Below are 26,178 nucleotides of genomic sequence, written 5' to 3'. Positions count from 1 at the left end.
ACGTTGAAATCCATGGACGACCGGGCCGACGTCGCACACCGGATGCAACGGAGCGTTGCAGACTACCCACTACGGTTCCCAAACGGTTGCCGGCGGGTTGCCGGCGCCCGCGACCAGCAATCGTTCACCGTCGGACGGAATATGCGCTTTGATCATCTCCTTCGGAAAATATAAAAAAACGACTCGCTTAATGCGACACCTATCGCTGTGGTCAACAGTGTAGACGCCGCTCCCACCGGCAGGATCATAAATTCGATATTTATAAAATTAATCGCAATAATCGAGAGAATTGTGTTCATTAATCTTGCGATGAAAGTCATGATCAATACTCTCGTGAAGTTATCGATGAATTTGTATTTGATGGATGCGCTGGATATGAAGAGTGCCCGCACACACGCCGTGAGAAATCGGCGAGTCGGTCGCGTTGTCGAATATTTTTGATTCCCGTTCAGAACCTTGCAATTTTGACAGGTCGCGCCGAAGGCACGGCGACGTTCACGATCACCTGCCGGCAGTACGGCATTGCACTTCGTCAAATCAGCCCACTTTCGTACGCGTAGCGGATCAGGTTGATATTCGTATCGGCCTGCAGCTTTTTCATCGCCGTGTATTTCTGTGTCGACACGGTACTGACCGAGCGGCCGAGCTTTTTTGCGATGCTCGCGAGCGAGTAGCCCAACGCGAACAGGCGCACGACGTCAAGTTCCCTTTGTGTCAGCTTTGCGTGGGAGTCGCGGCTGATCGTGCCGGATTGCTCAACGATCGCGCGAACCGTCGGGGAAAAATACCGCGTTCGGCCGGCGCGCACATGCCGGCACGCATGCACGATCTCGTCAATCCCGTCTTCCTTGCTGACAATGGCTTTCACACCCAGTTGCAGTGCAGCCGCGAAGACGCTCGGATTTTTCTGCGCGGTCAGCATCACGCATTGCGCACCAGGCGCGACGTCATGTAGCCTGCGCAGCAGCCTCAGGCCATCGATCGGTTTATCGCCCCGGTTCATCGAATAGTCGATGACGACGAGATCGACCGGCGAGCGCGTCAATGCGTCGATCAACTCCATCCCGCTATTGCAGCAATGTGAAATGAGGAATTCCGACCCCCACTGCGGCAGACGCTTGAGCATTTCGATCACGACCGGATGGTCGTCGGCAATGGCGATGGTGGTTGGATTCATTGGATGGTCAACATGAAATATCGATTCGGAACCTGTTCCGAATCGATCAAGGAAAAATCACAGTCGGAACACTGCGCAACGCGATGCTTCCTGTCGACCGACGATATTGTCGAAATGCCATGTTTCCGTGATTGGTCTGCGCGCAATGGATGACTCTGTTCGTATATGCCGAAGCGTAATGGCGAGAAACCGGCATTTGACAGGCCCGTTGTCATTCCGACCCGCGGCGTGATTCGGCCGGAAGTACGCTCGTCGAGCATTCGCGCCGGATTCGTGGAAAACCCCTAAACGAACCGCCTCCCCGCGAAAGGTTGCAGAAGGTTTCGCGTCCCTATACTCGTCGTGACGATGCAGCAAGCATCGCGCCATACGAATACAACGAACGGAGACGACCCGATGCGACCCACCCTGCGCACCCTCGCCGTTGCAGCCGGCCTCACCTGCGCGCTCGCCGCGCACCCCGCCTTCGCCGCCGACGACGGCGGCAAGGTCACGATCATGGTCGGCGGGATCGCGAAGCTGATCTACCTGCCCGCGCGGCTCACGCAAGAGCTCGGCTACTTCAAGGCCGAAGGGCTCGACGTCGAGCTGCTGTCGCAGCCGGCCGGCGTCGACGCCGAGAACGAGCTGCTCGCGGGCGCCGTGCAGGGCGTCGTCGGCTTCTACGATCACACGATCGACCTGCAGAGCAAGGGCAAGGACGTGAAGGCGATCGCCGTGTTCGGCCAGGTGCCGGGCGAAGTCGAGATGGTGTCGACCAAGGCCGCGCCGACCTTCAAGTCGATGGCCGACGCGAAGGGCAAGACGCTCGGCGTGACGGGCCTCGGCTCGTCGACGAGCTTCCTCACGCAATACCTCGCGCTTGCACACGGCGTGCCGTCGACGCAGTACACGATGCTGCCGGTCGGCGCCGACGCGAGCTTCATCGCCGCGATCAAGCAGGGCCGCATCGACGCCGGGATGACGACCGAGCCGACCGTGTCCGCGCTCGAGAAGATGGGCGACGCGAAGGTGCTGGTCGACATGCGCACGCTGGAAGGCACGCGCGCCGCGCTCGGCGGCACCTACCCGGCCGCGAGCCTGTACGTGCAGTCGGCATGGGCCGATTCGCACAAGGCGGAAGCCACCAAGCTCGCGCACGCGTTCGCGAAGACGATGCAGTTCATCCACACGCACAGCGCCGAGGAGATCGCCGCGAAGATGCCGGCCGACTACCAGAAGGACAAGGCGCTGTACGTGAGCGCGCTGAAGGCGTCACTGCCGATGTTCACCGCCGACGCGAAGATGCCGGCCGACGGCCCGGCGACGGTGCTGAAGGTGCTGTCGGCGTTCAACCCGTCGGTGAAGGGCAAGCACATCGACCTGGCGCGCACCTACACGAACGATTTCGTGAACGCGAAGTAATCGATATCGGTCAGGCGCCGGCGGCGGCGATCCCGCCGCCGTGCGTTCCCCGTTCCGGCCCGGTTGACCGGCCCGGCGTTGCGTCACGATGCGACGCCCTCTTCACCCGCAGGACGAATGCGATGACCCAGGCAGTCTCCCCGAGCACACCGGCGATCGAGTTTCGCAACGTGTCGTGCCGCTTCATTTCGCCGGAAGGCAAGGCCACCGTCGCGCTGCGCGACTTCAGCATGAGCGTCGCGCGCGGCGAGTTCATCGCGATCGTCGGGCCGACCGGCTGCGGCAAGTCGACGACGCTCAACCTGATCACCGGGCTGCTCAAGCCCGTGTCGGGTGAAGTGCGCGTGATGGGCCGCCCGGTCGACGGGATCGACCCGCGCATCGGCTTCGTGTTCCAGGCCGACGCCGTGTTCCCGTGGCGCAACGTGATCGACAACGTCGCGGCGGGCCCGCTGTTCCGCGGCCGCTCGAAGGACGTCGCGTATGCGCAGGCCGAGGAATGGATCCGCAAGGTCGGCCTCGACAAGTTCACGAAGCATTACCCGCACCAGCTCTCGGGCGGGATGAGGAAGCGCGTCGCACTGGCGCAGACCTTCATCAACCAGCCGGAAATCCTGCTGATGGACGAGCCGTTCTCCGCGCTCGACATGCAGACCCGCACGCTGATGCAGGACGAGCTGCTGCAGCTCTGGTCCGCGAACAAGGGCTCGGTCGTGTTCGTCACGCATGACCTCGAGGAGGCGATCGCGCTCGCCGACCGCGTGTTCGTGCTGACCGCGCGCCCCGCGACGCTCAAGCACGTGTACGAGATCGACCTGCCGCGCCCGCGCGTCACGTCGGAGATTCGCTACGACACGCGCTTCATCGAAATTTCCAAGGACATCTGGCACGACCTGCGCGAAGAAGTGCAGATCGGCTGACGCATACGCCGCACGGCAAGAACAGCAAGGACAGGAGCATGACCGACATGACGCTTCCCCCCACCGCCCTTCCGGCGACGACGCTCGAGGACGACGAGCGCGCCGCGCAACGCCGGCTGCGCCGCCGGCGCAACCTGATCGTCACGCTGCGGATCGCCGTGCTCGTGCTCGTGCTGGGCGGGTGGGAACTCGCCGCACGGCTCAAGTGGATCGATCCGTTCTTCTTCTCGATGCCGTCGCTGATCTTCGCGCAGCTCCAGGACTGGTTCGTGAACGGCACGTCGCAGGGCCCCCTGCTCACGCAGGTATGGGTCACGCTCGAGGAAACCGGCATCGGCTTCGTGATCGGCTCGGTCGCCGGCGTGATCTGCGGGATCGTGCTCGGCCGCAACAAGCTGATGGCCGACGTGTTCGGCCTCTACATCCAGATCGCGAACTCGATTCCGCGCGTCGTGCTCGGCTCGATCTTCGTGATCGCGCTCGGCCTCGGGATGGCGTCGAAGATCGCGCTGGCCGTCGTGATGGTGTTCTTCGTCGTGTTCGGCAATGCGTTCCAGGGCGTGCGCGAAGCCGACCGCTACCTGATCGCGAACGCACAGATCCTCGGCGCGTCGCGCCGGCAGATCACCACGGCGGTCGTGATCCCGTCCGCGCTGAGCTGGATTCTCGCGAGCCTGCACGTGAGCTTCGGTTTCGCGCTGGTCGGTGCGGTCGTCGGCGAATTCCTGGGTTCCAAGCAGGGCATCGGCCTGCTAATCTCCACCGCCCAGGGCGCGTTCAACGCGAGCGGCGTGTTCGCGGCGATGATCGTGCTGGCCGTGGTCGCGCTGGCCGCCGACTACCTGCTGACCTGGCTCGAGAAGCGGCTCTTGAAGTGGCGCCCCGCGGCGTTCTGAACGCGGCGTCCGGACGCCTGACATGACACTCCCGACCGCGCCGGCGACCCCGGCGCGGTTCGGCATTTCGGAGAAGGAGCGCAACGGGATGGCGCACAGCCTGCGCGGGCGGCTGCTGTGGTGGCTGCTGCTGCCGCTCGCGGTATTCGTGCTGATCGCCGGCGCGATGTCGTACGACACCGCGCGGACCACGGCCGGGCTCGTGCAGGACAGCGCACTCGTCGCGTCCGCGCGCACGATCGGCGAGGACGTCGAATGGCGCAACGGGCTGCCGGTCGCCGACGTGCCGCCGGCCGCGCTGGAGATCTTCGAATCGCCGTCGCAGGATTCGGTGTTCTACAAGGTGATCGACGGCCATGACCGCCTGCTCGCAGGCACGCCGGCGCTCGACGTGCCCGCGCGGCACGGCATCGAGCCGACGCTGTACGACACGACGCTCGACGGCGTGCCGCTGCGCGCGGTGGCCTACGATCGCCAGCTTTACGACGAGGGGCAGATCGAGACGGTCACGGTCGTCGTCGCGAAAACGACCCGCTCGCGCAACGCGATGGTCGCCACGATCTGGCGGCCGCAGCTCGTGCGCCTGTCGCTGATGCTGATGCTCGCGGTGGTGCTCGTCTACCTCGGCCTCACCTTCGAGCTGCGCCCGCTGATGAAATTAAAGGACGACGTGGCCGACCGCGGGCCGATGGAGCTGGAGCCGATCCGCCCCGAGCGGCTGCAGCACGAGCTGCGGCCGATCGTCGACGCGATCAACCAGTGCATCGCGCGGCTCAACACGCATACGGCCACGCAGCGCCGCTTCATCGCGGACGCCGCGCACCAGCTGCGCACGCCGATCGCGGTGCTCGACACGCAGATCCAGTACGCGCAGCGGCGCGGCAACGGCGATCCGGAACTCGCGTCGGTGCTCGACAGCATGCAGCGCAGCAGCCGCAAGATGGCCGACGTGACCGACAAGCTGCTGCTGCTCGCGCATGCGGAAGCGACGCCGCCGACGCTCTTGACCCATCGCGTCGATCTCGCGGCCGTGGTGTCGAGCGTGCTCGAGGAAACGATCGTGCTCGCGCAGCGGCGCGACATCGACCTCGGCGCCGATCTCGGCGAGCGGCTCGACGTCGCGGGCAGCGACAGCCTGCTGACCGCGCTGGTGATGAACCTCGTCGACAACGCGGTGCGCTACACGCAGCCGGGCGGCTGCGTGACGGTCGCCGCGCGGCGCGACGGCGACGCGATCGTGCTCGACGTGATCGACAACGGCCCCGGCATTCCGGCCGAGGCGCGGCCGCACGTGTTCAAGCGGTTCTACCGCGTGTCGGCCGACACCGAGGGCTCGGGCCTCGGGCTCGCGATCGTCCGCGAGATCGCGCAGGCGCACGGCGGCAGCGTGTCGCTCGCGCCGGGGCCCGGCAATCGCGGTATTGTCGTGACTGTGCGGCTGCCCGCCTATGATTGACGAGATGTCCCCATGAAACTCCTGCTGGTCGAAGACAACGCCGAACTCGCGCACTGGATCGTGAACCTGCTGCGCGGCGAGGATTTCGCGGTCGACAGCGTCGGCGACGGCGAACGCGCCGACACGGTACTGAAGACCGAACGCTACGACGCGGTGCTGCTCGACATGCGCCTGCCCGGCATCAGCGGCAAGGAAGTGCTCGCGCGGCTGCGGCGCCGCAACGACAACGTTCCGGTGCTGATGCTGACCGCGCACGGCTCGGTCGACGACAAGGTCGACTGCTTCGGCGCGGGCGCCGACGATTACGTGGTGAAGCCGTTCGAGTCGCGCGAGCTGGTTGCGCGGATTCGCGCGCTGATCCGCCGGCAGGCCGGCGTCGGCACGACGCAGCTCGTGTGCGGCGATCTCGTCTATGCGTTCGGCACGCGCGAATTCCGCTGCGGCGAAACGGTGCTCGCGCTGCGCCGCCGCGAGCACGCGATCCTCGAAACGCTGATGCTGCAGCAGAACAAGACGGTGTCGAAGGCACGGCTGATGGACAGCGTGTTCGCGCTCGACGACGAGCCGAGCGCCGACGCGATCGACATCTATATCCACCGGCTGCGCAAGCATCTCGCGGGCAGCACGGCGGAGATCATCACGCTGCGCGGGCTCGGTTACATCCTGCGCGCGAAAAGCGCGCACGACTGACGGGCGTTCCTCCTCGCCCCCGAACATCGATTCGTATCACGAAACGTCTCCGGAAACCCGGCGGGCGCGCGTCCGCACGCCTGCACCATCCGCGATTGTTGCGCGTTCGGTGTTTTCACCGATCCGATTCTTGCGTCGGGGAAAGCGTCGTGAAGGATTGCACCCTCTACGATGCTACGCGTCGGCCCTCTCGCAGTGGCCGGCAAGAGTCGGCATACATTGCGTACTGCCAACGACCAGATTTCAATGCGGCAGCTCGGAGGAGACGATCTTGAAACGAAAAACCCTTGCCCTTTCCATCGCGGCGGCAGGCCTGTGCGCCGGCACCCACGCGCATGCGCAGTCGAGCGTGCAGCTCTACGGCCTGATGGACCTGAGCTTTCCGACCTACCGGACCCATGCCGACGCGAACGGCAAGCACGTGATCGGCATGGGCAACGAAGGCGAGCCGTGGTTCAGCGGCAGCCGCTGGGGCCTGCGAGGCGCCGAAGACATCGGCGGCGGCACGAAGATCATCTTCCGCCTCGAAAGCGAATTCGTGGTCGCGAACGGCCAGATGGAAGACGAAGGCCAGATTTTCGACCGCGACGCGTGGGTCGGTGTCGAGGACGAACGCTTCGGCAAGCTGACGGCCGGCTTCCAGAACACCATCGCACGCGACTCGGCGGCGATCTACGGCGACCCGTATGGCTCCGCGAAGCTGTCGACCGAGGAAGGCGGCTGGACCAACTCGAACAACTTCAAGCAGATGATCTTCTATGCGGCCGGCCCGACCGGCACGCGCTACAACAACGGCATCGCGTGGAAGAAGCTGTTCGGCAACGGCATCTTCGCGAGCGCCGGCTACCAGTTCAGCAACTCGACGCAGTTCGCGACCGGCTCCGCGTACCAGGTCGCGCTCGGTTACAACGGCGGCCCGTTCAACGTGTCGGGCTTCTACAACCACGTGAACCACGGCGGCTTCAGGAACCAGACGTTCTCGGTCGGCGGCAACTACACGTTCGACATCGTGCGCCTGAATGCCGGCTACTTCCGCTACAACGGCGACCAGGGCTCGCTCGGCCAGCGCCACGACGATTCGTGGACGGTGTCGATGAAGATCGCGCCGAAGGGCGCGCTCGACTACGAGCTCGGCTACCAGCAGATGCGCATCAAGAACGCCGCGAACAACGCGGACGGCTTCACGCCGAACGCGAACCTCGGCGCGTTCAGCCTGACCAACGGCGTCGCCAACGGCTTCAAGGAGACGATCTACGGGTCGGTGTTCTATCACCTGAGCAAGCGCACCGAGGTGTACCTGGCCGGCGACTACATGAAGCTGCATGGCGGCTACACGGCGGCGTCGACGTTCGGCGCGAAGAACCAGCTCGAACTGACTTCGGGCATCCGTACGCGTTTTTGACCGGAAGCGGGGCCCATCGCGCCCCGCCGTTCCCTCCGTCCGGGATTCTTCTCCATGCGGGCACGCCGGCGCTTTGCGCCGACCGTGCCCTTTTTTCGTCCTTTCCGCGGTGCCGCTCGACGCCCGCGAAGCGGCCGTCGGCCGACCGCGCGACAACCGGCCCGAACCCGCTTGCGGCCCGTCCGGCGGGCGATCGCGGCCGATGCGCGCACGCCCGGCCCACATCGGCGCTTGACCTGCGCCGACCGACTCGCTAGCGTTTCGGGTTTGCCCGGGCGGCCATTGCCGCCGGTGCCGTGAGCGCGCCCGACGTCCTGGCGCGCGCGGCCGGGCTCCGATGGAAAAGACGATGCAGAAACTCGATGCGGCCAGCCCGCAGGCGATGTCGACGGATTTCACCGCCGACAACGTCGCGCGCCTGAAGGCGCTGTTCCCCGAACTCGTGACCGAAGGCCCCGACGGCGCGTCGGTCGACGTCGACGTGCTGAAGGCGCTGATCGGCGAGCGCACGGTCGGCGACGCCGACGAGCGCTACGGCTTCCACTGGCACGGCAAGCGCAGCGCGCGCCAGGCCGCGCTGACGCCGTCGACGGGCACGCTGCGCCCCTGCCCCGACGACAGCGTCGCGTGGGACGACACGCGCCATCTCGTGATCGAGGGCGACAACCTCGACGTGATGAAGCTGCTGCACAAGAGCTACGCGGGCAAGGTGAAGCTCGTCTACATCGACCCGCCGTACAACACGGGCAGCGATTTCGTCTATCCGGACGACTTCAGCGACAGTATCCGCCACTACCTGGCGATGACCGGGCAGACCCAGGGCGGCGCGAAGCGCAGCACCAACACCGAGGCGAACGGCCGGTTCCACACCGACTGGCTGAACATGATGTATCCGCGCCTGAAGCTCGCGCACGCGCTGTTGTCCGACGAAGGGCTGATCGCCGTGCACATCGACGAGCACGAAGTGCATGCGCTGGTGCTGATGCTGCGCGAGATTTTCGGCGAGGAGAACGAGCTCGGCGTCGCCGTGTGGGACAAGCGCAACCCGAAGGGCGACGCGCGCGGCGTCGCGTACCAGCACGAATCGCTGGTGCTGTTCGCGCGCAATGCCGAGACGCTGCTCGAGCAGGCGCCGCTCAAGCGGCCGAAGCGCAACGCGCAGCGCATGCTCGACGCCGCGCATGACGCGGTGTACCGCAGCGGCAACCCGAAGGACGCGCAGAAGGCATACCGCGCGTGGATGAAGGCGCAGACCAACCTGTCCGGCGGCGAAGTGATGTACGACCGGCTGTCGGCCGATGGGCGCGTGTACCGCCTCGTGTCGATGGCATGGCCGAACAAGAAGAAGGCGCCGGAAGAGTATTTCACGCCGCTGATCCATCCGGTCACCGGCAAGCCGTGCGCGATGCCGGCGCGCGGCTGGCGCAACCCGCCCGCGACGATGCAGGCGCTGATCGAGCGCGGCCAGATCGAATTCGGCGCGGACGAAACCACGCAGCCGCAGCGGATCTACTACCTCGACGAGAACATGTACGAGAACGTGCCGTCGGTGCTGCCGTTCGCGGGCTCCGACGACGCGCTGCTGAAGACGCTCGGGATCCCGTTCGACCAGCCGAAGCCGGTCGATTTCGCGGCGGCCGTGATCGGCTGGTGCACGCGCGGCGACGACATCGTGCTCGACTGCTTCGCGGGCTCCGGCTCGACCGGCCACGCGGTGATGCAGGTGAACGCGACCGACGGCGGCGCACGCCGCTACGTGCTCGTGCAACTGCCCGAAGCACTCGACCGCCGCGACAAGACGCAGCAGAGCGCGGCCGATTTCTGCACGAAGCTGAAGAAGCCCGCGACGCTCGCCGAAATCACCAAGGAGCGCCTGCGCCGCGCCGCGCAGCAGGTCGCGCGCGACTATCCGGAAAGCTATGGCGACCTCGGCTTCCGCGTGTACCGGCTCGACACGACCAACGTGATCGAATGGGACCCGCGCCGCGACGATTTCGACCATGCGCTGTTCGCGTCCGTCGAGCACGTGAAGACCGGCCGCACCGAGGACGACCTGCTTGCCGAGCTGACGCTGAAGCTCGGCCTCGACCTGTGCACGCCGGTCGAGCATCACCAGATCGCCGGCAAGGCCGTGCACCTGATCGGCCGCTCGATCGTCGCGTGCTTCGATGCGCGCATCTCGCGCGACGACGCGGGCCCGCTCGCCGACGGTATCGTCGGGTTGCTCGACGCGACCGGCGCGTCGCATGACGTGACATGCCTGTTCCGCGACAGCGGCTTCGTCGACGACGTCGCGAAGCTCAATCTCGCCGCGCTGCTCGAACAGCACGGCGTGAAGCGCGTGCGGAGCCTGTGATGCGGCTGCATTTCGAAGCGGATCTCGACTACCAGCGCGACGCGATCGACGCCGTCTGCGACCTGTTTCGCGGCCAGGAATCGTATCGCGGCGACTTCAGCGTGCTCGCGAACGCCGCGCCCGGCACCACGGCGGCCGCGCAAGGCTCGCTCGGCTTCGCAGTATCCGAACAGGGCGTCGGCAACCGGCTGTCGCTGACCGACGACGCGCTCGCGCGCAATCTCGCCGACGTGCAGTTGCGCGGCGGGCTGCCGCCGTCCAGCCTGCCCGGCTCGCGCGACTTCACCGTCGAGATGGAGACCGGCACCGGCAAGACCTACGTGTACCTGCGCACGATCTTCGAGCTGAACCGCCGCTACGGCTTCACGAAGTTCGTGATCGTCGTGCCGTCGATCGCGATCAAGGAAGGCGTGCACAAGACGCTCTCGATCACCGAGGATCATTTCCGCGCGCTGTACGCGGGCGTGCCGTACGACTACTTCCTGTACGACTCCGCGAAGCTCGGCCAGGTGCGCCACTTCGCGGCGAGCGCGGCGATCCAGATCATGGTGATGACGGTTGCCGCGATCAACAAGAAGGAAATCAACAACCTCTACAAGGACAGCGAGAAGACCGGCGGCGAGAAGCCGATCGACCTGATCCGCGCGACGCGGCCGATCGTGATCGTCGACGAGCCGCAGAGCGTCGACGGCGGGCTCGAAGGGCGCGGGCGCGAAGCGCTCGCCGCGATGGCGCCGCTCTGCACGCTGCGCTATTCGGCGACGCACGTTGACCGTCACCACATGGTGTACCGGCTCGACGCGGTCGACGCGTACGAGCGCAAGCTCGTCAAGCAGATCGAGATCGCGTCGGCGATCGTCGAGGATGCACACAACAAGCCGTACCTGCGGCTCGTCGGCGTGTCGAACCGGCGCGGCGCGATCAGCGCGCGCGTCGAACTCGACGTCGCGACGGCGGCCGGCGTGAAGCGCCAGATCGTGTCGGTCACCGACGGCGACGACCTCGAACGCCTGACCAAGCGCGCGCTGTACGCGGGGCTGCGGATCGGCGAGGTGCATGCGCTGAAGGGCGCCGAATACGTCGAGCTGCGCCATCCGGAAGGCGAGGCGTTCCTGTCGCTCGGCGAGGCGTTCGGTGACATCGACACGCTCGCCGTGCAGCGCGAGATGATCCGCCGCACGATCCGCGAGCATCTCGACAAGGAGCTGCGCCTAGCGGAGCGCGGCGTGAAGGTGCTGTCGCTGTTCTTCGTCGATTCGGTCGAGCGCTATCGCCGCTACGACGAGAACGGGATGCCCGTGAAGGGCGACTACGCGCTGATCTTCGAAGAGGAATATGCGCGCGCGGCACGCGTGCCGGCCTACCGTGCGCTGTTCGACGGCGTCGACGTCGCGCTCGAAGTCGGGCGCGCGCACAACGGCTACTTCTCGATCGACCGCAAGGGCGGCTGGACCGACACGAGCGAGAGCAGCGCCGCGGCCCGCGAGAATGCGGAACGCGCGTACGGCCTCATCATGCGCGAGAAGGAAGCGCTGCTGTCGTTCGACACGCCGCTGAAGTTCATCTTCTCGCACTCGGCGCTGAAGGAAGGCTGGGACAACCCGAACGTGTTCCAGATCTGCACGCTGCGCGACATCCAGACCGAACGCGAGCGCCGCCAGACGCTCGGCCGCGGGCTGCGCCTCGCCGTCGACCAGGACGGCGAACGCGTGCGCGACGCGGGCGTGAACACGCTCACCGTGATCGCGACCGAGCGGTACGAGTCGTTCGCGGAGAACCTGCAGAAGGAAATCGAGGCCGACACGGGCATTCGTTTCGGGATCGTCGAGGAGCATCAGTTCGCGGCGCTGCCCGTGCAGGAAGGCGACGGGCCCGCGCATGCGCTCGGCATCGAGCTGTCGCGCGTGCTGTGGAACCATCTGCACGAACAGGGCTACGTCGACGCGCAGGGCAAGGTGCTCGACCGGCTGAAGGATGCGCTGCGCCAGAGCGCGCTCGTGCTGCCCGACGCGTTCGAGATGCTGCGTGCGCCGATCGTCGCGACGCTGCGCAAGCTGTCGGGCCGCTTTGCGGTGCGCAACGCGGACGAGCGCCGCGCGATCGCGCTGCGGCGCGATGCGTCGGGCAAGGCCGTGGTGTTCGGCGAGGATTTCCGCGCGCTGTGGGATCGCATCCGCCATCGCACCGTGTATCGCGTCGAGTTCGACAACGCGAAGCTCGTGCGCGACTGCGCGGCCGCGTTGCACGACGCGCCGGACATCGCACGCGCGCGGCTGCAGTGGCGCAAGGCCGAGATCGATATCGGCAAGGCCGGCATCGAGGCGATCGAGGTGGCCGGCGCCGGCACGGTGCTGATCGACGAAGGCGAACTGCCGCTGCCCGACCTGCTCACCGAACTGCAGGACCGCACGCAGCTCACGCGCCGCTCGCTTGCGACGATCCTGGCCGACAGCGGCCGGCTCGACGATTTCCGCGTGAATCCGCAGCAGTTCATCGCGGTCGCGGCCGAGGCGATCAACCGCTGCAAGCGGCTCGCGCTCGTCGCGGGCATCGCGTACCGCAAGCTCGGCGAGCGCCACGTCCATGCGCTCGAATCGTTCGAGAGTGAGGCGCTGACCGGCTATCTGCGCAACCTGCGGCCCGATGCGCGGAAGTCGATCCACGAAGCGGTCGTGTGCGAGACGGACGCGGAGCGCGCGTTCGCCGATGCGCTCGAAGCGCACGACGGCGTGAAGCTGTACGCGAAGCTGCCCGCGTGGTTCCGCGTGCCGACGCCGCTCGGCAGCTATCACCCGGACTGGGCCGTGCTCGCGGAACAGGACGGCGGCGAGCGGCTGTACTTCGTCGTCGATACGCCGAATGCGGACGGCAACGTGCCGAGCGAGCACGAGCGCGCGAAGCTCGCGTGCGGCGAAGCGCATTTCCGTGCACTGGTGGACGGCGACGGCGCGGCGCGGTTCGTGCGCGTCAGGCAGGCGGACGCGTTGTTCGAACCCGCGGCGCCGCTGGCGGGCGCCGGGCGCTGAAACGAAGGGCGGCGACGAGCCGCCCAGGCTGCTGACGAACCCCACGTTTTTCGGAGCGTGGGGTTTTGTTTTTCCAGGAACGGGTCGGAGGGTCGCGCAGAGCGAGTAGATCGATCTGCCGCGCAAACGGCTCACGACGCGCAGTTTTTCGTGGATCGGACCGTGCGCCAGCACCCGTGCGATGCCCGCTACCGGCGTCGATTTCCCGTTTGTTACCCGCGTGAAAGCGATTCGTATTCTCGCGCGTTTGCGGCGCGGTTACGGCTGGTTGCAAATCGGGTCGGCACGATGTTTTCGCGCGACAGCGGCATGGCGTTTCCGCAATGAAAAAGGGCGCCGAAGCGCCCTTCCATCACATTTGCGTGCCGTGCTTACAGCGTGCGGCCGAATGCGTTGCGATGCGAATGATGCGTGGACGTCGACGCATGCGCGGTATGGCCGTGCGTATGCCCGTGCGTGTGACCCTGGCCTGGCTGCACGCCGGCGCGATCGGCGATCGTATCGGAGCGGTCGGCCGCGCGCGCCAGGCCCTTGTCGCGGTCGCCCGCATGAATGCTGTTCGAGTTGCTGAGCGCCGAACTGCTCATATGGCCGCCGGACATGCCGCCAGCGTTACCGCCGGAACCGCCTGCGCCATGACCGCCACCGTTGCCACCGCCATTGCCGCCGGCGGCCGCATACGCGGAAACCGTGCCGAGCGCGAGCAACGCGGCCGTCAGTACGGACAGATATCGTTGAGTTTTCATCTAGTGCTCCCTGGAGCGCGTTTGTGTGATTGCATTCTAGGAACGCGCACGATTCGCGCCACACCACGTTGTAAATGATCGTAACGATGCGCGTGGCATGCATTCATCAGATCAATCCGGATGGCGCCGCCATCCTGTCATGCGTGAACGGGGAAAGGAAGCAGGCAGGCGCGGCGCCGCAGCGCCGCCCCGTTGACGATTGTGCTTACTGCGCCGGCTGCATGCCCTGCACGGCGGCCTTGTGCTGCGCGGCCTGCTCTTGCGCGTGCTTCTTCGCCATGTGGTGGCCGACGATACAGCCGCCGACCGCACCGGCGACGGCGTGGTGCCCGGCGTAGTGGCCGGCAACACCGCCGACCACCGCGCCCTTCATGCAGCCCGCCGCGTGCGCGCTGCCGATCGTTGCGAGCGCAACTATGGCGGCGGTGGCGCACAGCCTGATGTGTCGAATGGGCATCATGCGTTCACACTCCTCTTGTATTGATTATTCGAACCGCTTAATCCCAGCGGCCGCCGCGCCAGCCGCCGCGATCGCGCCACTCGTGCTCGCGCCATTCACGGCGACGCCACTCGTGTTCGCGCCATTCGCGCTCACGCCAGCCATCGCCACGCCAACCATCGCGCCAACCGTCGCCGCGATAGCCGACCGGCGCATACATGACCGGCGGAGGCGGAGCCACGTAGACGGGCGGCGGCGCCGCGTAGACGCCCGGCACGCCGATGCCGACCGACAGATCGACGTGGGCCGATGCGACGCCCGAGGCTGCCAGCGCCGCTACACCGAGAACTGCACCGAGAATAAGTTTCTTGCTCATCTCGCGACTCCCTGCACGTGTCGTGCTTCATGTGAATACGGTTCGGAGTCTAGGTACGGGGCGCCGACACAGGTGAAACGGGTATGCGAGACCGGTAACGGGCGTTTACGGCGATCCTCGAAGCCTTGCAGGACAAGGGGGAGCGGGCATTCCAAGCACCGTTGCAACGGCGCATCGAGCCGGTAAAAAGGGGGATTTTCGGCACGAAACCGGGCGATCGGAACGCGCCGGAGCGCGACGGAGTGCACGGGTATGCCCGGCGTGCGAACCGCCCGCACCGTGCGCGAGCGGTTCGCCGGAGCGCGCGTTATGCGCGGATATCGTCGACGCTGCGCAGCCAGTGCACGCTGAACAGGTTGTCCGCGTCGGTCCACACGGTATCGGGCTCGAATCCTGCGCGGCGCGCGATCGCATGGAAACCGTCGATCGTGAACTTGTGCGAGTTCTCCGTGTGGATGCGCTCGCCGGCTTCGAAGCGGAACGCATGGCCGCGCACGTGCACCGTCTGCGCGAGGCCGCTGACCAGATGCATCTCGATGCGCTGCCGCTCGCGGTCGTAGAACGCGCAATGCGAGAACGCGTCGAGATCGAAGTCCGCGCCGAGCTCTGCGTTCGCGCGCACGAGCAGGTTCAGGTTGAACTGCGCGGTCACGCCCTGCGCGTCGTTGTACGCGTGATGCAGCGTGCGCTCGTCCTTCACGAGATCGGTGCCGACCAGCAAGCCGCCGCCGCGCAGCAGCCGCGCGGCATCGCGCAGGAACGCGTCGGCCTCTTCCGGCGAGAAGTTGCCGATCGTCGAGCCGGGAAAGAAGCCGATGCGCCGCCGCGGCGTCGCGGTCAGCTCGGCGAGCTGCTCGGCCTTCGTGTAGTCGGCCGCGATCGGCGCGACGTCGAGCCACGGATAGGCCGAACGCAGCCGTGCAGCCGCGCCGTGCAGGTAGTCGGCCGAGATGTCGACCGGCACGTAGCGCGCCGGCGCATTCGCGTAGTTGCCCGCGAACGCGTCGAGCAGCACGCGGATCTTCTCGAGCGAGCCCGCGCCGAATTCGACGATGTCCGCATGCGGGCCGACGCGCCGCACGATCTCCACCGCGCGATCGCGCAGGATGCCGAGCTCGGTGCGTGTCGGGTAGTACTCGGGCAGTTCGCAGATGCGGTCGAACAGCGCGGAGCCGGCCGCATCGTAGAAGTATTTCGGCGAAATGCTGCGCGGCGTGCGCGACAGTCCGTCGATCAGGTCGCGCTCGAACGCGCTCGGCCGCGAATCGCGGGCGGGTTGCTGGCCACCGCTCGTGGCCGTGAGGTCAGACGTCTCGCGCAAGTCGCACCCCCGTGAATTGCCAGCGCGCGGCCGGCGGAAAGAAATTGCGGTACGTCGGCCGTTCGTGCCCGGGCGGCGTCGCGATGCTGCTGCCGCGCAGGACCTGCTGGCCGACCATGAACTTGCCGTTGTATTCGGCCGCGACACCCGCGAGCGGCCGAAAGCCCGGATACGGCTCGTAGGACGAACGCGTCCATTGCCACACGTGCCCGAGCATCTGCCTGATGCCGTCCGCGGCGAACGCGGCTTCCCATTCGAACTCGGTCGGCAGCCGCGCGCCGGCCCATTCCGCATACGCGGCCGCTTCGTAGAAGCTCACGTGACACACCGGTGCGTCCGGCGCGAGCGGTTCGACGCCGTGCAGGCCGAACGTGCGTCGTACGCGCGTGGCGGCCGCATCATCGTCGTCGGGCATCCAATACGCGGGCCCTTGCCACCCTTCCCGCTGCACCGTGGCCCAGCCGTCGGACAGCCAGTATTCGGGGCGCGTGTAGCCGCCGTCGGCGACGAACGCCGCGAATTCCGCATTCGTCACGAGCCGGTTCGCGATCTCGTACGGCCGTACGAGCGCCGTATGGCGCGGCCGTTCGTTGTCGAACGAGAACGCATCGCCGTCGTGGCCGATCTCGACGAGCCCGCCCGGCTGGTGCAGCCAGTGCAACGGGCCTGCGTCGCCCGCGGCCAGCGCGGCTTGCGCGTCGGCCCCGTTGCGCGGCCGGAACGCCGGCTTCAGCGGGTTGCACGAGAACGCATGCAGCATGTCCGTGACGATCAGCTCCTGGTGCTGCTGCTCGTGATGCAGGCCGAGCTCGATCTCGGGCGCGATTGCCTCGAGCAGCGCCGGATCGGCGCCGGCCAACGCGCGCAGCATCGCTTCGTCGACGTGCTGCCGGTACGCGTGCACCTCGTCGAGCGACGGCCGCGTGAGCAGCCCGCGCTGCGGCCGCGGATGGCGCGGGCCGAGCGCTTCGTAATAGGAATTGAAGAGGAACTGGAAGGCGTCGTTGAACGGCGCGTAGCCGGGCACGCGGCGCATCAGCACGACGGTTTCGAAGAACCAGGTCGTATGCGCGAGGTGCCATTTCGTCGGGCTCGCGTCGGGCATCGACTGCACGGCCTGGTCTTCGGCGGACAGCGTCGCGGTCAACGCGACGCTATGGGCGCGCACGTCCTGGAAACGGCGCTGAAGCTGTGATGCAAGGAGGCTCATCGGTTTACCGTTCACGTCGCAATTCGCTGCGTTGCGTTGCCGGAAAAGGGAAAGCCTAGCGCGTGATGCGCGCGGCTGACGTGCGACCTGCTGCTGCGTCGTCGGGCAGCCGGCGCGCGCGCCGGGCCGCTGATGCGGCTTCACTTCATCTGCCCGTGCAGAACAGTATGGTCCAGAAATGTGAATGCTGCGAATCGGGATGCGGATGAAACGTGATCGAAAGAAAAATGAAAGTATTGGCCGTGCGCGTGTCGCATGCGTGACTGACCGTTGATGCGTGCCCGAGTGCGGCGTTGCGGGGTGTGCAACGCACATGCCGGCTGTTGCGACTACTGACGGCCCATGACATCCGCGCGGCGATCGTGATGGCCCGCCGACGCGTGGGGTTCTCGTCTGACAAACGCTGTCACGTCGTTCGGTCGTTCGTGGTCATCGGCACCCTGCTGACCCGCGTTCCCGCGCCCTTCCAAAAATTTTTTGCATCGATGTCACATGCGCGGGGGGCTCGCTCGTCATATCACCGGAACCCACACGAAAGGAGAAGGAACCATGACTGCGAAACTCAATCCGTTTGCCGCCGCGCCCGCGCTGATGAAGAACTGGATGACCGTGTCGGTCGCCGCCGCCGGGAGCCTCGAGCCGACGCTGATCGAGCTGGTCAAGATCCGCGCATCGCAGATCAACGCGTGCGCGAACTGCATTAACATGCACACCGTCGAAGCGCGCGAGCAAGGCGAGACCGAGCAGCGCATCTACCTGCTGTCCGCTTGGCGCGAAGCACCCTGCTACACCGACCGCGAACGCGCGGCGCTCGGCTGGACCGAAGCGCTCACGCGGCTGTCCGAGGGCCACGCCGCGCACGAAGCGGCCTATGCGGCGCTGAACGACCACTTCAGCCAGGAGGAACAGGTGAAACTCACGCTGATGATCAACGTGATCAACGGCTGGAACCGGCTCGCTGTCGGCTTCGGGCTGTGGGTCGAGCCGGCTGAAGCGAAGGCCGCTGCCGCGAAGATGGTGGCCTGATGACGAACCTCGATCCGGCCGCGGGCAGCGCCGAAGAACCGGCCGACGCGGCCGCGAGCTTCGACCCGCTGCGCCGCACGCTGATCCGCGTCGCGTACCGGATGCTCGGTTCCGTCGCGGATGCCGAGGACGTGGTGCAGGAGGCGTTCATCCGCTGGATGGACGTCGACCGCACCGAAGTGCGCGTGCCCGAGGCGTTCCTGCGCCGCATGGTGATGCGCATGTGCCTCGACCAGTTGAAGTCTGCGCGGCACCAGCGCGAGACCTATATCGGCCCCTGGCTGCCCGAGCCGGTCGTCGAGGAAGACGAACAGGAAGACGTCACGCTGCCGCTGATGCTTGCGCTTGAACGGCTCTCGCCGCTCGAACGCGCGGCGTTCCTGCTGCACGACGTGTTCGGCCTCGAGTTCGACGAAATCGCCACGACGATCCAGCGCGACCCGGCCGCATGCCGGCAGCTCGCCGCGCGGGCCCGCACGCACGTGCGCGAGGCGCGGCCGCGGTTTCATGTCGAGAAGCAGCGCGGAATCGAATTGGCCGAGGCGTTCTTCGCGGCATCCCGCAGCGGCGATATGCGCGCGCTCGGCGCGATGCTCGCCGAGGACGTGAGCCTGCATTCGGACGGCGGCGGCAAGCGCGCGGCCGCAGGCAAGCCGGTGTTCGGCTTCGAGCGCGTGATGAAGGTGCACGAATACCTGGCCGAGCTGTTCGCCACGCATGCGTCGAAGCTCGTGCGGGCCGGGTTCATCAACGGGCTGCCGGGTTTCGTTACGCTGGAATCGGATGGCGAGCTGCAGACGACAGCGCTCGAGATCGAGGACGGGAAGATCGTCGCGATCTATGTCGTGCGGAATCCTGACAAGTTGAAGCATCTGCATTGAGTGTGGCGCGGGAGCGCATCGCGTGTCGTATGCGATGGCGCTCCGCCCGCTTCTCGCTCGCCTCTTCCTGCGTCTCCGCCCTGCTTTGCCGATCGTTGGCTGTCGCGGTTACTGCGTCGCGACCACGACGTTGCGGATCATGATCATCAGGAAACCGAGCAGCGGCGTCGCGATGGCGAAACCGGCCGCCGCGAGCCAGTTCGTGCCGCCTTGCGCCTCCAGCAGCGCGAGAAACGATTGGTTCGACGTCGCGTTCGGACGCAGCTTTTCGATCTTGCGTCCGACGTGCGTCTTGTAGAGGCCGTTCCCGCACCAGCCGAGCGCGACTGCGATCCCGATGGTGATCGGGTCGAGCGTGCTCGATTCGAAGTATTTCGGGAAGTACAGCAACTCGACCAGCGTGATGCCGAGCGTGACGCCCAGCACGGCGGCCGCCTGCCAGTACATGCATCGATACGCCATCCAGACCGGACCCAGGAAGCACGCTGCCCAGTTCCAGGACTGCCGGTTCTTGCGCGATGCGGCGATCTCCCACTTTCGTTCGAACCAGGCGGCTTTCTTGCCGACATAAGCAGCGATCTCGTCGTTGCTCGCGGACGATGCGGCGGTCGTGACCTCGGACATGGTCGTTTGCTCTCAGTCGCGCGGATCGCGCGTTGTTGTTTTGATGCGGTTTGGGTGCGCTGGAAATCGAGCGGCATGCGGAGCACGCGCTTCGATGCGCACACGATTCTACTCGGTGCGTATTGCTGGTCGGCAGATCTGGATGTCGGTGAGGATGCGATGCCGTGGATCGCGCAACGCATCGGGGCAACATGCGTTGTTTCGGCCGGGAAAAGAAAAACGCCACGCGAGGTTGCCGCGTGGCGTTTGCATGTTTGGCGAGCCGGATTGCCTGTAGGCAATTCGCGCTGCCGACCCCTTCATTTTGTTCGTTGGTAGGCTCGATTGGATTCGAACCAACGACCCCCACCATGTCAAGGTGGTGCTCTAACCAACTGAGCTACGAGCCTAAGAAGCCGCGAATTATAGAGAGGGTTTTTGAGGAGCACAAGCCCCTTCGTGAAGATTTTTTGAATCGAGGGCGCGTGTGCGGGTGGGCGGTCTTGTTGGTTGCTGCGAGTACGTGATGCCTCACGTCACAGCGAAACGCGTCGGCGCCGCGAGGTTATCCACATTCCCCTCTGGATAACCGTCCTGCAAGCCTCTGGATTCACAGTGGAGCGATTGAGGATATGTCGTCGCGGCTGTGAATCGACGAAAAGTTGTTCTGTGCTCCGCGGAGCTGTTCACGTGACGCACCCATGGTTATGCATCCTGCTTCGTGTTGATAATTCAGTACGTTACGGAGGTTATCCACTGTGAGGCACAGGGCTTGTTAACTATCACTACGTATGTATACGAACCCTGTTAACACCTTTGGATAAGCACAGTCCGGCGACTGTGATTCGCGCGGGATATGCACTGCGTGCGGTGAACGGATAGACGAAGCGGCAAGCTGTGATGTGTGTCGGATGATGTACGGTTACAGTAAGTACGAGGACGACATCCACTACTCGACGAAGACACGCCGGCTGGCAGGTGATGAAATCCAGACCAGGGCGACCAACAGCAAAGTGACCGCAGCGACTCGATCGGCAGCGAACAACGAAGGTCAGAGATGACGGATACGATCAAGCAGTACGACATGGCGGATGACGCGACGCGGCGCAGAATTTTCTGGCTGCTTCAACGCGTGAGCAGCCTGTCGCTCTGGACGCGCAAGCGCGACGCATTTGCGCGATTCGCGAACGCGTACGAGCATGCAGTGAACACGTGGCCCGACGACGATCCGGAGCCAATTCATGACAAGCACTTTCCGCTCATCGCCGAGATTCTCGCTGCCTACGATCGAGGGCTGACCGAGTTGGCCCGAGGGAACCGGCACGTCTGGCTGCGCAGTGGGCCGCTGGAATACGCAGTCGACCGGTATAACTATTTGAACGCGTATTTCTTCCCTCATCCCGACTACTGGGACCGCGGTGCGCAGGCTGCCCCGTACCCGCCGAAGATCGACGCGCTAGCCCAACTGCTGCAAGCATCGGAATACCAGGTAGAGCATGCGCCGTTCGAGCCGGGATATGACGACCTCGCACATCTGCGTTGGGCAGAGCTGTTGCTGTCCGCGAGTGCATATAAGCACAACTTCTATACGCTTCAGTATCCGGTGTTTCCGGAGGGCTTGCCGGAGGTTCCGCAGGCTGCAGGCCCGGCGATCAAGACCGGCCAGAAAGTGCCTTGCGACGGCATCTGGGAACCGGTTGCCGTCGAGCAATCGAAGTGGCTGGGCATCGTGCCGATCGGCAAGCGCAGTTTTCGCAACGACGGTTGCTTCAATTATTTCATTCGAGGCATTCGTGCGCCGAACCTGAGGGATGATGTCACCGGATTGTTCATCCGGACGCGCTGGCGATTGTTATGGGAAGACCGGCGATACACGGACGGCGTCATCCCCGACGAATCGCAGTATTTCCTCGAGTCACTGCAGGTGCCGCAGACGAGCCCGAATCCGTGATATCCGGACGGCAGCCTGCTCTACGACGTGGGCGTTTGCGGAATGCGCATCGCGTTTCGTGCAATTGCCGGCGGGCCACGTGTGGACGACTCACACACCCAACCAGTCGAATTGCTGTGCATCGAACAGGTGAGCACCTTGCATTCGACCACACGAATCAGCCCGAATGTCTTGTCTGCTAGGGATTTACCGGAATAGAGCAGATGATGCGGATAATTTTCGCGCGATCCGTCGTGATTGAATGCCTTGTGGATATCGAGAAGTCAAAACACTCGAAGACCTGTGCATTCAATCGGTGAGGGTAATCGAATTCGGTGCAGGTGTTCGCGTTATCTCACAGGTTGTGGATATCGCACGCCAAAACAACCCGAAACACTGTGCCAACCAAAGGTGAGCGAGCCTACCGATAGCCGCATGCGGCATGACCCTGATCGATGTGGATATCCCGTTCCGCGCCGACTCAAAACCCTGTGATTTCAAAGGTGAGGGCACCGAACGTCGTTTCGATGTGGACAACCGCCCAGCAAAGTCACTCGAAACGCTGTGCATTCGAGTGGTGAGCGTGAGCACGTTCAAGCCGGCTAAACCCCGTGATTAGAGGCCCTGGCGGCAACCAACGCCTCCCACCGCGGCGCGCATTGTACCGTTCAAGTCTGCTGATCGAGCGCTTGCGCAACCGCCTTCTCCCCAAGGCTCCCGGCCGGCCCGACCACCGCATAGTTGAGCCCGTTCACCGACCCATATCGTGCCAGCAGCGCGCCATCCACGCGTTGCCCGGCCGGCAGCAGACGATGTGCCGATTCCGCCGGCCGGAGATAGAAACTCAGCGTCCGCCCGGCAGCATCCTCATAGAGCACCATCGCAGCCGTGGCGCCGCTGTCCGTCGTGAACAATCGCCCGCCGACCGGCCTGAACCCCGCCGCGCTCAAATCCGGCAGCTTCGCCGACGCGCCCACGCGTCTGGTGAGCCACCCCTGCAAATCTCCCGCACCCGTCGGCCGGTAATCCACCTTTGCCGTCTGATCGACCACCATCATCCGGTACGCCTCGACCGCATCGCTCATCGGCGCGACAGCCGGCGCCGCGTTCCACCCGCGCGCCTGCCAGCCGCCGAACGTCCCCAGTCCAACGCAGAACACGAACGAAGCCGCCATCGCGAACCGCATCCGCGTGCGTTCCGCGCGCCGCGCCCGAATCGCCGCCGGATCGAGCGCCGGGTTGTCCGCCGGCATCCGCACGCTCTCCAGCGCCGCCCTCAACCGCTGCGCATCCTGCTGCCATTGCTTCACCTGTTCCGCGCGCTCCGGATGCAGCGCGAGATAGCGCTCGACCGCGGCGCGCGCATCGTCGTCGAGCTGGCCGTCGACATAGGCCTGAAGGTCGTGTTCGTTCGGAGGCGTGTTCATTTCTTCATCAAGCGCAAAGAAGGAGCGGGAAGCTCGCCGTCGCTGAGCTGGCGCAGCGCCTGGCGCGCGCGGGAGAGCCGCGACATCACGGTGCCGATCGGCACGTCGAGCAGGTCGGCGACTTCCTGATAGGTGAAGCCCTCGACCGCGACGAGCAGCAGCAGGCTGCGCTGCTCGTCGGAGAGCCGGCCGAACGCTTCGAGCGTCGCGCGCGCCGCGAATTCGCGTTCGGCGGACGGCCAGTGCGCTTCGTCATCGTCGCGGATACGGCCGAGCAGCCACGCGTAGCGCTTCGCGCTGCGTTTGCCGTCGAGAAACTGCCGGTAAAGGATCGTGAAGAGCCAGCTGCGCAGCGACGCGTCGTCGCGGCGGCTCGTCCAGCGCGACAGCGCGCGCTCGAGCGTCGACTGGACGAGATCGTCGGCCGCGTGGACGTCGCGCGCCAGCCAGAGCGCGAAGCGTCGCAGCCTGGGGAGGAGTTCGCGCAACGCTTCGTCGTCGAGGGCGGTGGAGGGCATGGCCGGGCCGGTTGCCGAAAGGGTCGAGATGCCGCGTAGGACGCCGGTCGGCGCCGATTATTCCATCAAGCATAGGAAAAAATTTTTCGTGGAATAAAGTGGCGCGGGTGGCGTCCTACGCGGGTTCGACAATGATCTGACGATCGGGAGTGCATCCATGAAGCAATCTTCCTCTTCTTCGCCGCAGCGCGAGCCCGGGCGCGGGTGGTGGCGCTGGGCCGTGATCGGCGGCGCGGTGGCCGGCGTGGCCGTCGCGTTCGGGTATGCCGGCGGGTGGCTCGCGCCGGCGCGACTGACCCCGCAGCGGCTCGTCGACGCGCTGCAGACCAACAGCGGCATCCATCCGGGCTACCGGCGCAATCACGCGAAGGGCGTGTGCGTGACCGGTTACTTCGAAGGCAACGGGGCCGCGAGCGCGTATTCGGTCGCGCCGTTCTTCAAGGCGGTGCGCACGCCAGTGGTCGGGCGGTTCGCGCTGCCGGGCGGGAATCCGTATGCGCCCGACAGCAGCGTGCCGATCCGCAGCCTCGCGCTGAAGCTCACCGCGCCCGACGGCGAGCAATGGCGGACCGGGATGAACGCGATGCCCGTGTTTCCGGTGGCGACGCCGCAGGTGTTTTATCAGCTGACGGTGGCGACCGGGCCCGATCCGAAGACGGGCAAGCCTGATCCGGCGAAGGCGAAGGCGTTTTTCGGCGCACATCCGGAGACGGCCGCGTTCCTGCAATGGGTGAAGGGTGCGAAACCGAGCGCGAGTTACGTCACCGAGAGCTATTACGGGTTGAACGCGTTCTACTTCGTCGATGCGGCGGGCAAGCGCCAGGCGGTGAGGTGGCGCGTCGTGCCGGAGCAGACGGCCGGCGCCGGGGACGTCGCGACGGCCGCGGATCCGAACGTGTTGCAGCAGGACGTGACGCGGCGCATCGCGGCCGGTGCGCAGAAGTGGAAGCTGCTGGTCACCTTGGCGGAGCCTGGCGATCCGGTGGACGACGCGACGAAGGTCTGGCCCGCGCAGCGGACGACGATCGATGCGGGGACGCTGGTGCTCGATCGCGTGGAGGCGCAGGACAGCGGGCCGTGCCGCGACGTGAATTACGACCCGACGGTGCTGCCGCAGGGGATTCAGGTGTCGGGGGATCCGTTGCTGGCGGCGCGGTCGGCGGCTTATGCGGATTCGTATCTGCGGCGGACCAGTGAAGAGGCTGGCGTGGCTGGTGTGGCCAAGTTGAGTTCGGAGGGGCGGTGATGAAGACTTCTACGACGTTTAGTCTGCCGGCGAGGGTGCTGCATTGGGTGATGGCCGCGATGATCGTCGCGATGCTGTTTATCGGGGTGGGGATGGTTTCGTCCGTCTCCGAGCGGCATGCGGTGTTGGTGGCTTTGCACAAGCCGCTGGGTATCGCCGTGCTGGTGCTTGTTTGCGTGCGGATCGTGGTGCGGTTTTTATCGAAGCCGCCGGCGTTGCCTGAAGACTTGCCATGGTGGCAGAAGGTTGCCGCGCATGGGTCGCATCTCGTGCTGTATGCGCTGATGGTCGCGATGCCGCTGATCGGGTGGGCGATGCTTTCGGCGGGCGGGTATCCGGTGACGCTGGGCGATGGCGTGCAGTTGCCGGCTCTGGTTTCGGCTGATCCCGTGACGTTTGCGTGGCTCAGGGTCGCGCATCGGGTGCTGGCGTACCTGTTCTTCGCTACATTCCTCGCGCACTTTGCGGCGGCGCTGTATCACGGGTTGATTCGGAGGGATGGCGTGGTGAGGGCGATGGTAGGCCGGTGAGCGACGGAGGGTTGCGTTCGCTGCGGCGGGGCGGTTCGTGGGCTACCGGCGTACCCGCGTTGCCGCCTCTAGGCCACCGGCTGCAACCCCGTCGATCCCCGGCTCCACCTCCTGCCAAAAAAATGTTTCAAGAATTTTTCAAAAAAGTACTTGACGGCGAAGTCGGGGAAAACCATAATTCGGCCTCTCTTGATTGAGACGCGAAACAAACGAGACGTTTGAAACGCGACGTTCTTTAAAAATTAACAGCCGATAAGTGTGGGCGCTTGATGGAAGCGAGCTGATCTTCGGATCAGATAGCGAAAGTATCAAGAGTCTCACACTAAAGTAAGTCAGGTTTATGAAGTGATTCATATTCCTGTCAGCTTTGAGTGAGCGACCGGTTCTTAACTGAACCGAAAACAGTAACAGGTTTAAACTGAAGAGTTTGATCCTGGCTCAGATTGAACGCTGGCGGCATGCCTTACACATGCAAGTCGAACGGCAGCACGGGTGCTTGCACCTGGTGGCGAGTGGCGAACGGGTGAGTAATACATCGGAACATGTCCTGTAGTGGGGGATAGCCCGGCGAAAGCCGGATTAATACCGCATACGATCT

22 protein-coding genes, 1 tRNA gene, 1 rRNA gene and 1 pseudogene are annotated in these 26,178 nt (G+C 65.2%); 15 read left to right on the top strand and 10 right to left on the bottom strand.

Annotation, left to right across the window (positions count from 1 at the left end):
• Positions 1–532: 532 nt before the first annotated feature.
• Complete coding sequence (locus BT264_RS27360) at positions 533–1,177, bottom strand: response regulator (protein WP_072442559.1); 645 nt, start codon at positions 1,175–1,177, stop codon at positions 533–535.
• 396 nt (positions 1,178–1,573) lie between these two features.
• Here BT264_RS27360 and BT264_RS27355 point away from each other — a divergent pair, with 396 nt between their 5' ends.
• From BT264_RS27355 to BT264_RS27320, 8 genes are all read left to right on the top strand, one after another.
• Positions 1,574–2,581 (top strand): ABC transporter substrate-binding protein, encoded by a 1,008-nt coding sequence (locus tag BT264_RS27355; protein WP_072442705.1) that lies wholly within the window; start codon positions 1,574–1,576, stop codon positions 2,579–2,581.
• A gap of 122 nt (positions 2,582–2,703) precedes the next feature.
• On the top strand, positions 2,704–3,501 hold the full coding sequence (locus BT264_RS27350; RefSeq protein WP_034183780.1) for an ABC transporter ATP-binding protein: 798 nt from the start codon (positions 2,704–2,706) through the stop codon (positions 3,499–3,501).
• 38 nt (positions 3,502–3,539) lie between these two features.
• Entirely contained in the window at positions 3,540–4,397 is an 858-nt protein-coding gene (locus BT264_RS27345) for an ABC transporter permease (protein WP_110281398.1), read from the top strand.
• A gap of 88 nt (positions 4,398–4,485) precedes the next feature.
• Entirely contained in the window at positions 4,486–5,853 is a 1,368-nt protein-coding gene (locus BT264_RS27340; RefSeq protein ID WP_072442701.1) for a sensor histidine kinase, read from the top strand.
• 12 nt (positions 5,854–5,865) lie between these two features.
• Positions 5,866–6,543 (top strand): response regulator, encoded by a 678-nt coding sequence (locus BT264_RS27335; RefSeq protein WP_072442557.1) that lies wholly within the window; start codon positions 5,866–5,868, stop codon positions 6,541–6,543.
• A gap of 271 nt (positions 6,544–6,814) precedes the next feature.
• Entirely contained in the window at positions 6,815–7,945 is a 1,131-nt protein-coding gene (locus BT264_RS27330) for a porin (RefSeq protein WP_072442555.1), read from the top strand.
• Between the two features lie 337 nt (positions 7,946–8,282).
• The gene (locus BT264_RS27325) at positions 8,283–10,301 is read left to right on the top strand and encodes a site-specific DNA-methyltransferase (RefSeq protein ID WP_072442553.1); all 2,019 of its coding nucleotides are present in this window, start codon (positions 8,283–8,285) and stop codon (positions 10,299–10,301) included.
• A complete protein-coding gene (locus BT264_RS27320) occupies positions 10,301–13,327 on the top strand; it encodes a type III restriction-modification system endonuclease (protein ID WP_072442551.1) in 3,027 nt (1,008 codons plus the stop codon). The genes BT264_RS27325 and BT264_RS27320 overlap by 1 nt, the downstream gene beginning before the upstream one ends.
• A gap of 371 nt (positions 13,328–13,698) precedes the next feature.
• Here BT264_RS27320 and BT264_RS27315 read toward each other — a convergent pair whose 3' ends face one another.
• The 5 genes from BT264_RS27315 to egtB form a co-directional block, all read right to left on the bottom strand.
• Positions 13,699–14,073, bottom strand: a complete 375-nt coding sequence (locus BT264_RS27315) for a hypothetical protein (RefSeq protein ID WP_072442549.1) — start codon at positions 14,071–14,073, stop codon at positions 13,699–13,701.
• A 205-nt stretch (positions 14,074–14,278) separates the two neighbouring features.
• Positions 14,279–14,533 carry a glycine zipper 2TM domain protein gene (locus tag BT264_RS27310; protein WP_034183774.1) on the bottom strand — a complete coding sequence of 85 codons (255 nt, stop codon included), beginning with the start codon at positions 14,531–14,533 and terminating at the stop codon, positions 14,279–14,281.
• A gap of 37 nt (positions 14,534–14,570) precedes the next feature.
• Positions 14,571–14,888, bottom strand: coding sequence for a hypothetical protein (locus tag BT264_RS27305; RefSeq protein WP_072442547.1), 318 nt, complete (start codon positions 14,886–14,888; stop codon positions 14,571–14,573).
• A gap of 307 nt (positions 14,889–15,195) precedes the next feature.
• A complete protein-coding gene (gene egtD, locus BT264_RS27300; RefSeq protein WP_072442545.1) occupies positions 15,196–16,209 on the bottom strand; it encodes an L-histidine N(alpha)-methyltransferase in 1,014 nt (337 codons plus the stop codon).
• Positions 16,193–17,419 (bottom strand): ergothioneine biosynthesis protein EgtB, encoded by a 1,227-nt coding sequence (gene egtB / locus BT264_RS27295; RefSeq protein ID WP_072442543.1) that lies wholly within the window; start codon positions 17,417–17,419, stop codon positions 16,193–16,195. Before egtB ends, egtD begins: the two co-directional genes overlap by 17 nt.
• A gap of 549 nt (positions 17,420–17,968) precedes the next feature.
• On the opposite strand from egtB, the gene BT264_RS27290 reads away from it, so the two are divergent.
• A complete protein-coding gene (locus BT264_RS27290; RefSeq protein WP_072442540.1) occupies positions 17,969–18,445 on the top strand; it encodes a carboxymuconolactone decarboxylase family protein in 477 nt (158 codons plus the stop codon).
• Complete coding sequence (locus BT264_RS27285; RefSeq protein ID WP_072442538.1) at positions 18,445–19,326, top strand: sigma-70 family RNA polymerase sigma factor; 882 nt, start codon at positions 18,445–18,447, stop codon at positions 19,324–19,326. The genes BT264_RS27290 and BT264_RS27285 overlap by 1 nt, the downstream gene beginning before the upstream one ends.
• 108 nt (positions 19,327–19,434) lie before the next feature.
• Here the strand turns inward: BT264_RS27285 and BT264_RS27280 are convergent, their stop codons facing one another.
• Both BT264_RS27280 and BT264_RS27275 read right to left on the bottom strand, forming a co-directional pair.
• Positions 19,435–19,950 carry a DUF2628 domain-containing protein gene (locus BT264_RS27280; protein WP_072442536.1) on the bottom strand — a complete coding sequence of 172 codons (516 nt, stop codon included), beginning with the start codon at positions 19,948–19,950 and terminating at the stop codon, positions 19,435–19,437.
• Between the two features lie 312 nt (positions 19,951–20,262).
• Positions 20,263–20,339 (bottom strand) — tRNA-Val (locus BT264_RS27275).
• 647 nt (positions 20,340–20,986) lie between these two features.
• Between BT264_RS27275 and BT264_RS27270 the strand changes: the two are divergent.
• Together BT264_RS27270 and BT264_RS39360 are read left to right on the top strand one after the other, a co-directional pair.
• Positions 20,987–21,877, top strand: a pseudogene (locus tag BT264_RS27270) (Imm72 family immunity protein); the annotation flags it as partial.
• Between the two features lie 424 nt (positions 21,878–22,301).
• Positions 22,302–22,478 (top strand): hypothetical protein, encoded by a 177-nt coding sequence (locus tag BT264_RS39360; RefSeq protein ID WP_177318411.1) that lies wholly within the window; start codon positions 22,302–22,304, stop codon positions 22,476–22,478.
• Between the two features lie 49 nt (positions 22,479–22,527).
• On the opposite strand, the gene BT264_RS27265 is transcribed toward BT264_RS39360, so the two are convergent.
• Both BT264_RS27265 and BT264_RS27260 read right to left on the bottom strand, forming a co-directional pair.
• The gene (locus BT264_RS27265; protein ID WP_072442532.1) at positions 22,528–23,286 is read right to left on the bottom strand and encodes an anti-sigma factor family protein; all 759 of its coding nucleotides are present in this window, start codon (positions 23,284–23,286) and stop codon (positions 22,528–22,530) included.
• Entirely contained in the window at positions 23,283–23,804 is a 522-nt protein-coding gene (locus BT264_RS27260) for a sigma-70 family RNA polymerase sigma factor (RefSeq protein ID WP_034183763.1), read from the bottom strand. Before BT264_RS27260 ends, BT264_RS27265 begins: the two co-directional genes overlap by 4 nt.
• A gap of 157 nt (positions 23,805–23,961) precedes the next feature.
• On the opposite strand from BT264_RS27260, the gene BT264_RS27255 reads away from it, so the two are divergent.
• From BT264_RS27255 to BT264_RS27245, 3 genes are all read left to right on the top strand, one after another.
• Positions 23,962–25,050: a catalase family peroxidase gene (locus tag BT264_RS27255; protein ID WP_072442530.1), complete on the top strand. Its 1,089-nt coding sequence runs from the start codon at positions 23,962–23,964 to the stop codon at positions 25,048–25,050.
• The gene (locus BT264_RS27250; protein ID WP_175962629.1) at positions 25,050–25,580 is read left to right on the top strand and encodes a cytochrome b; all 531 of its coding nucleotides are present in this window, start codon (positions 25,050–25,052) and stop codon (positions 25,578–25,580) included. The genes BT264_RS27255 and BT264_RS27250 overlap by 1 nt, the downstream gene beginning before the upstream one ends.
• Positions 25,581–25,995: 415 nt before the next feature.
• Positions 25,996–26,178 (top strand): 16S ribosomal RNA (locus tag BT264_RS27245); the annotation flags it as partial.

It is taken from the genome of Burkholderia sp. NFPP32, assembly GCF_900119325.1.
GTDB classification, from domain to species: Bacteria; Pseudomonadota; Gammaproteobacteria; order Burkholderiales; family Burkholderiaceae; genus Burkholderia; species Burkholderia pyrrocinia_C.
This window is presented reverse-complemented; position numbering and strand designations above follow the sequence as displayed.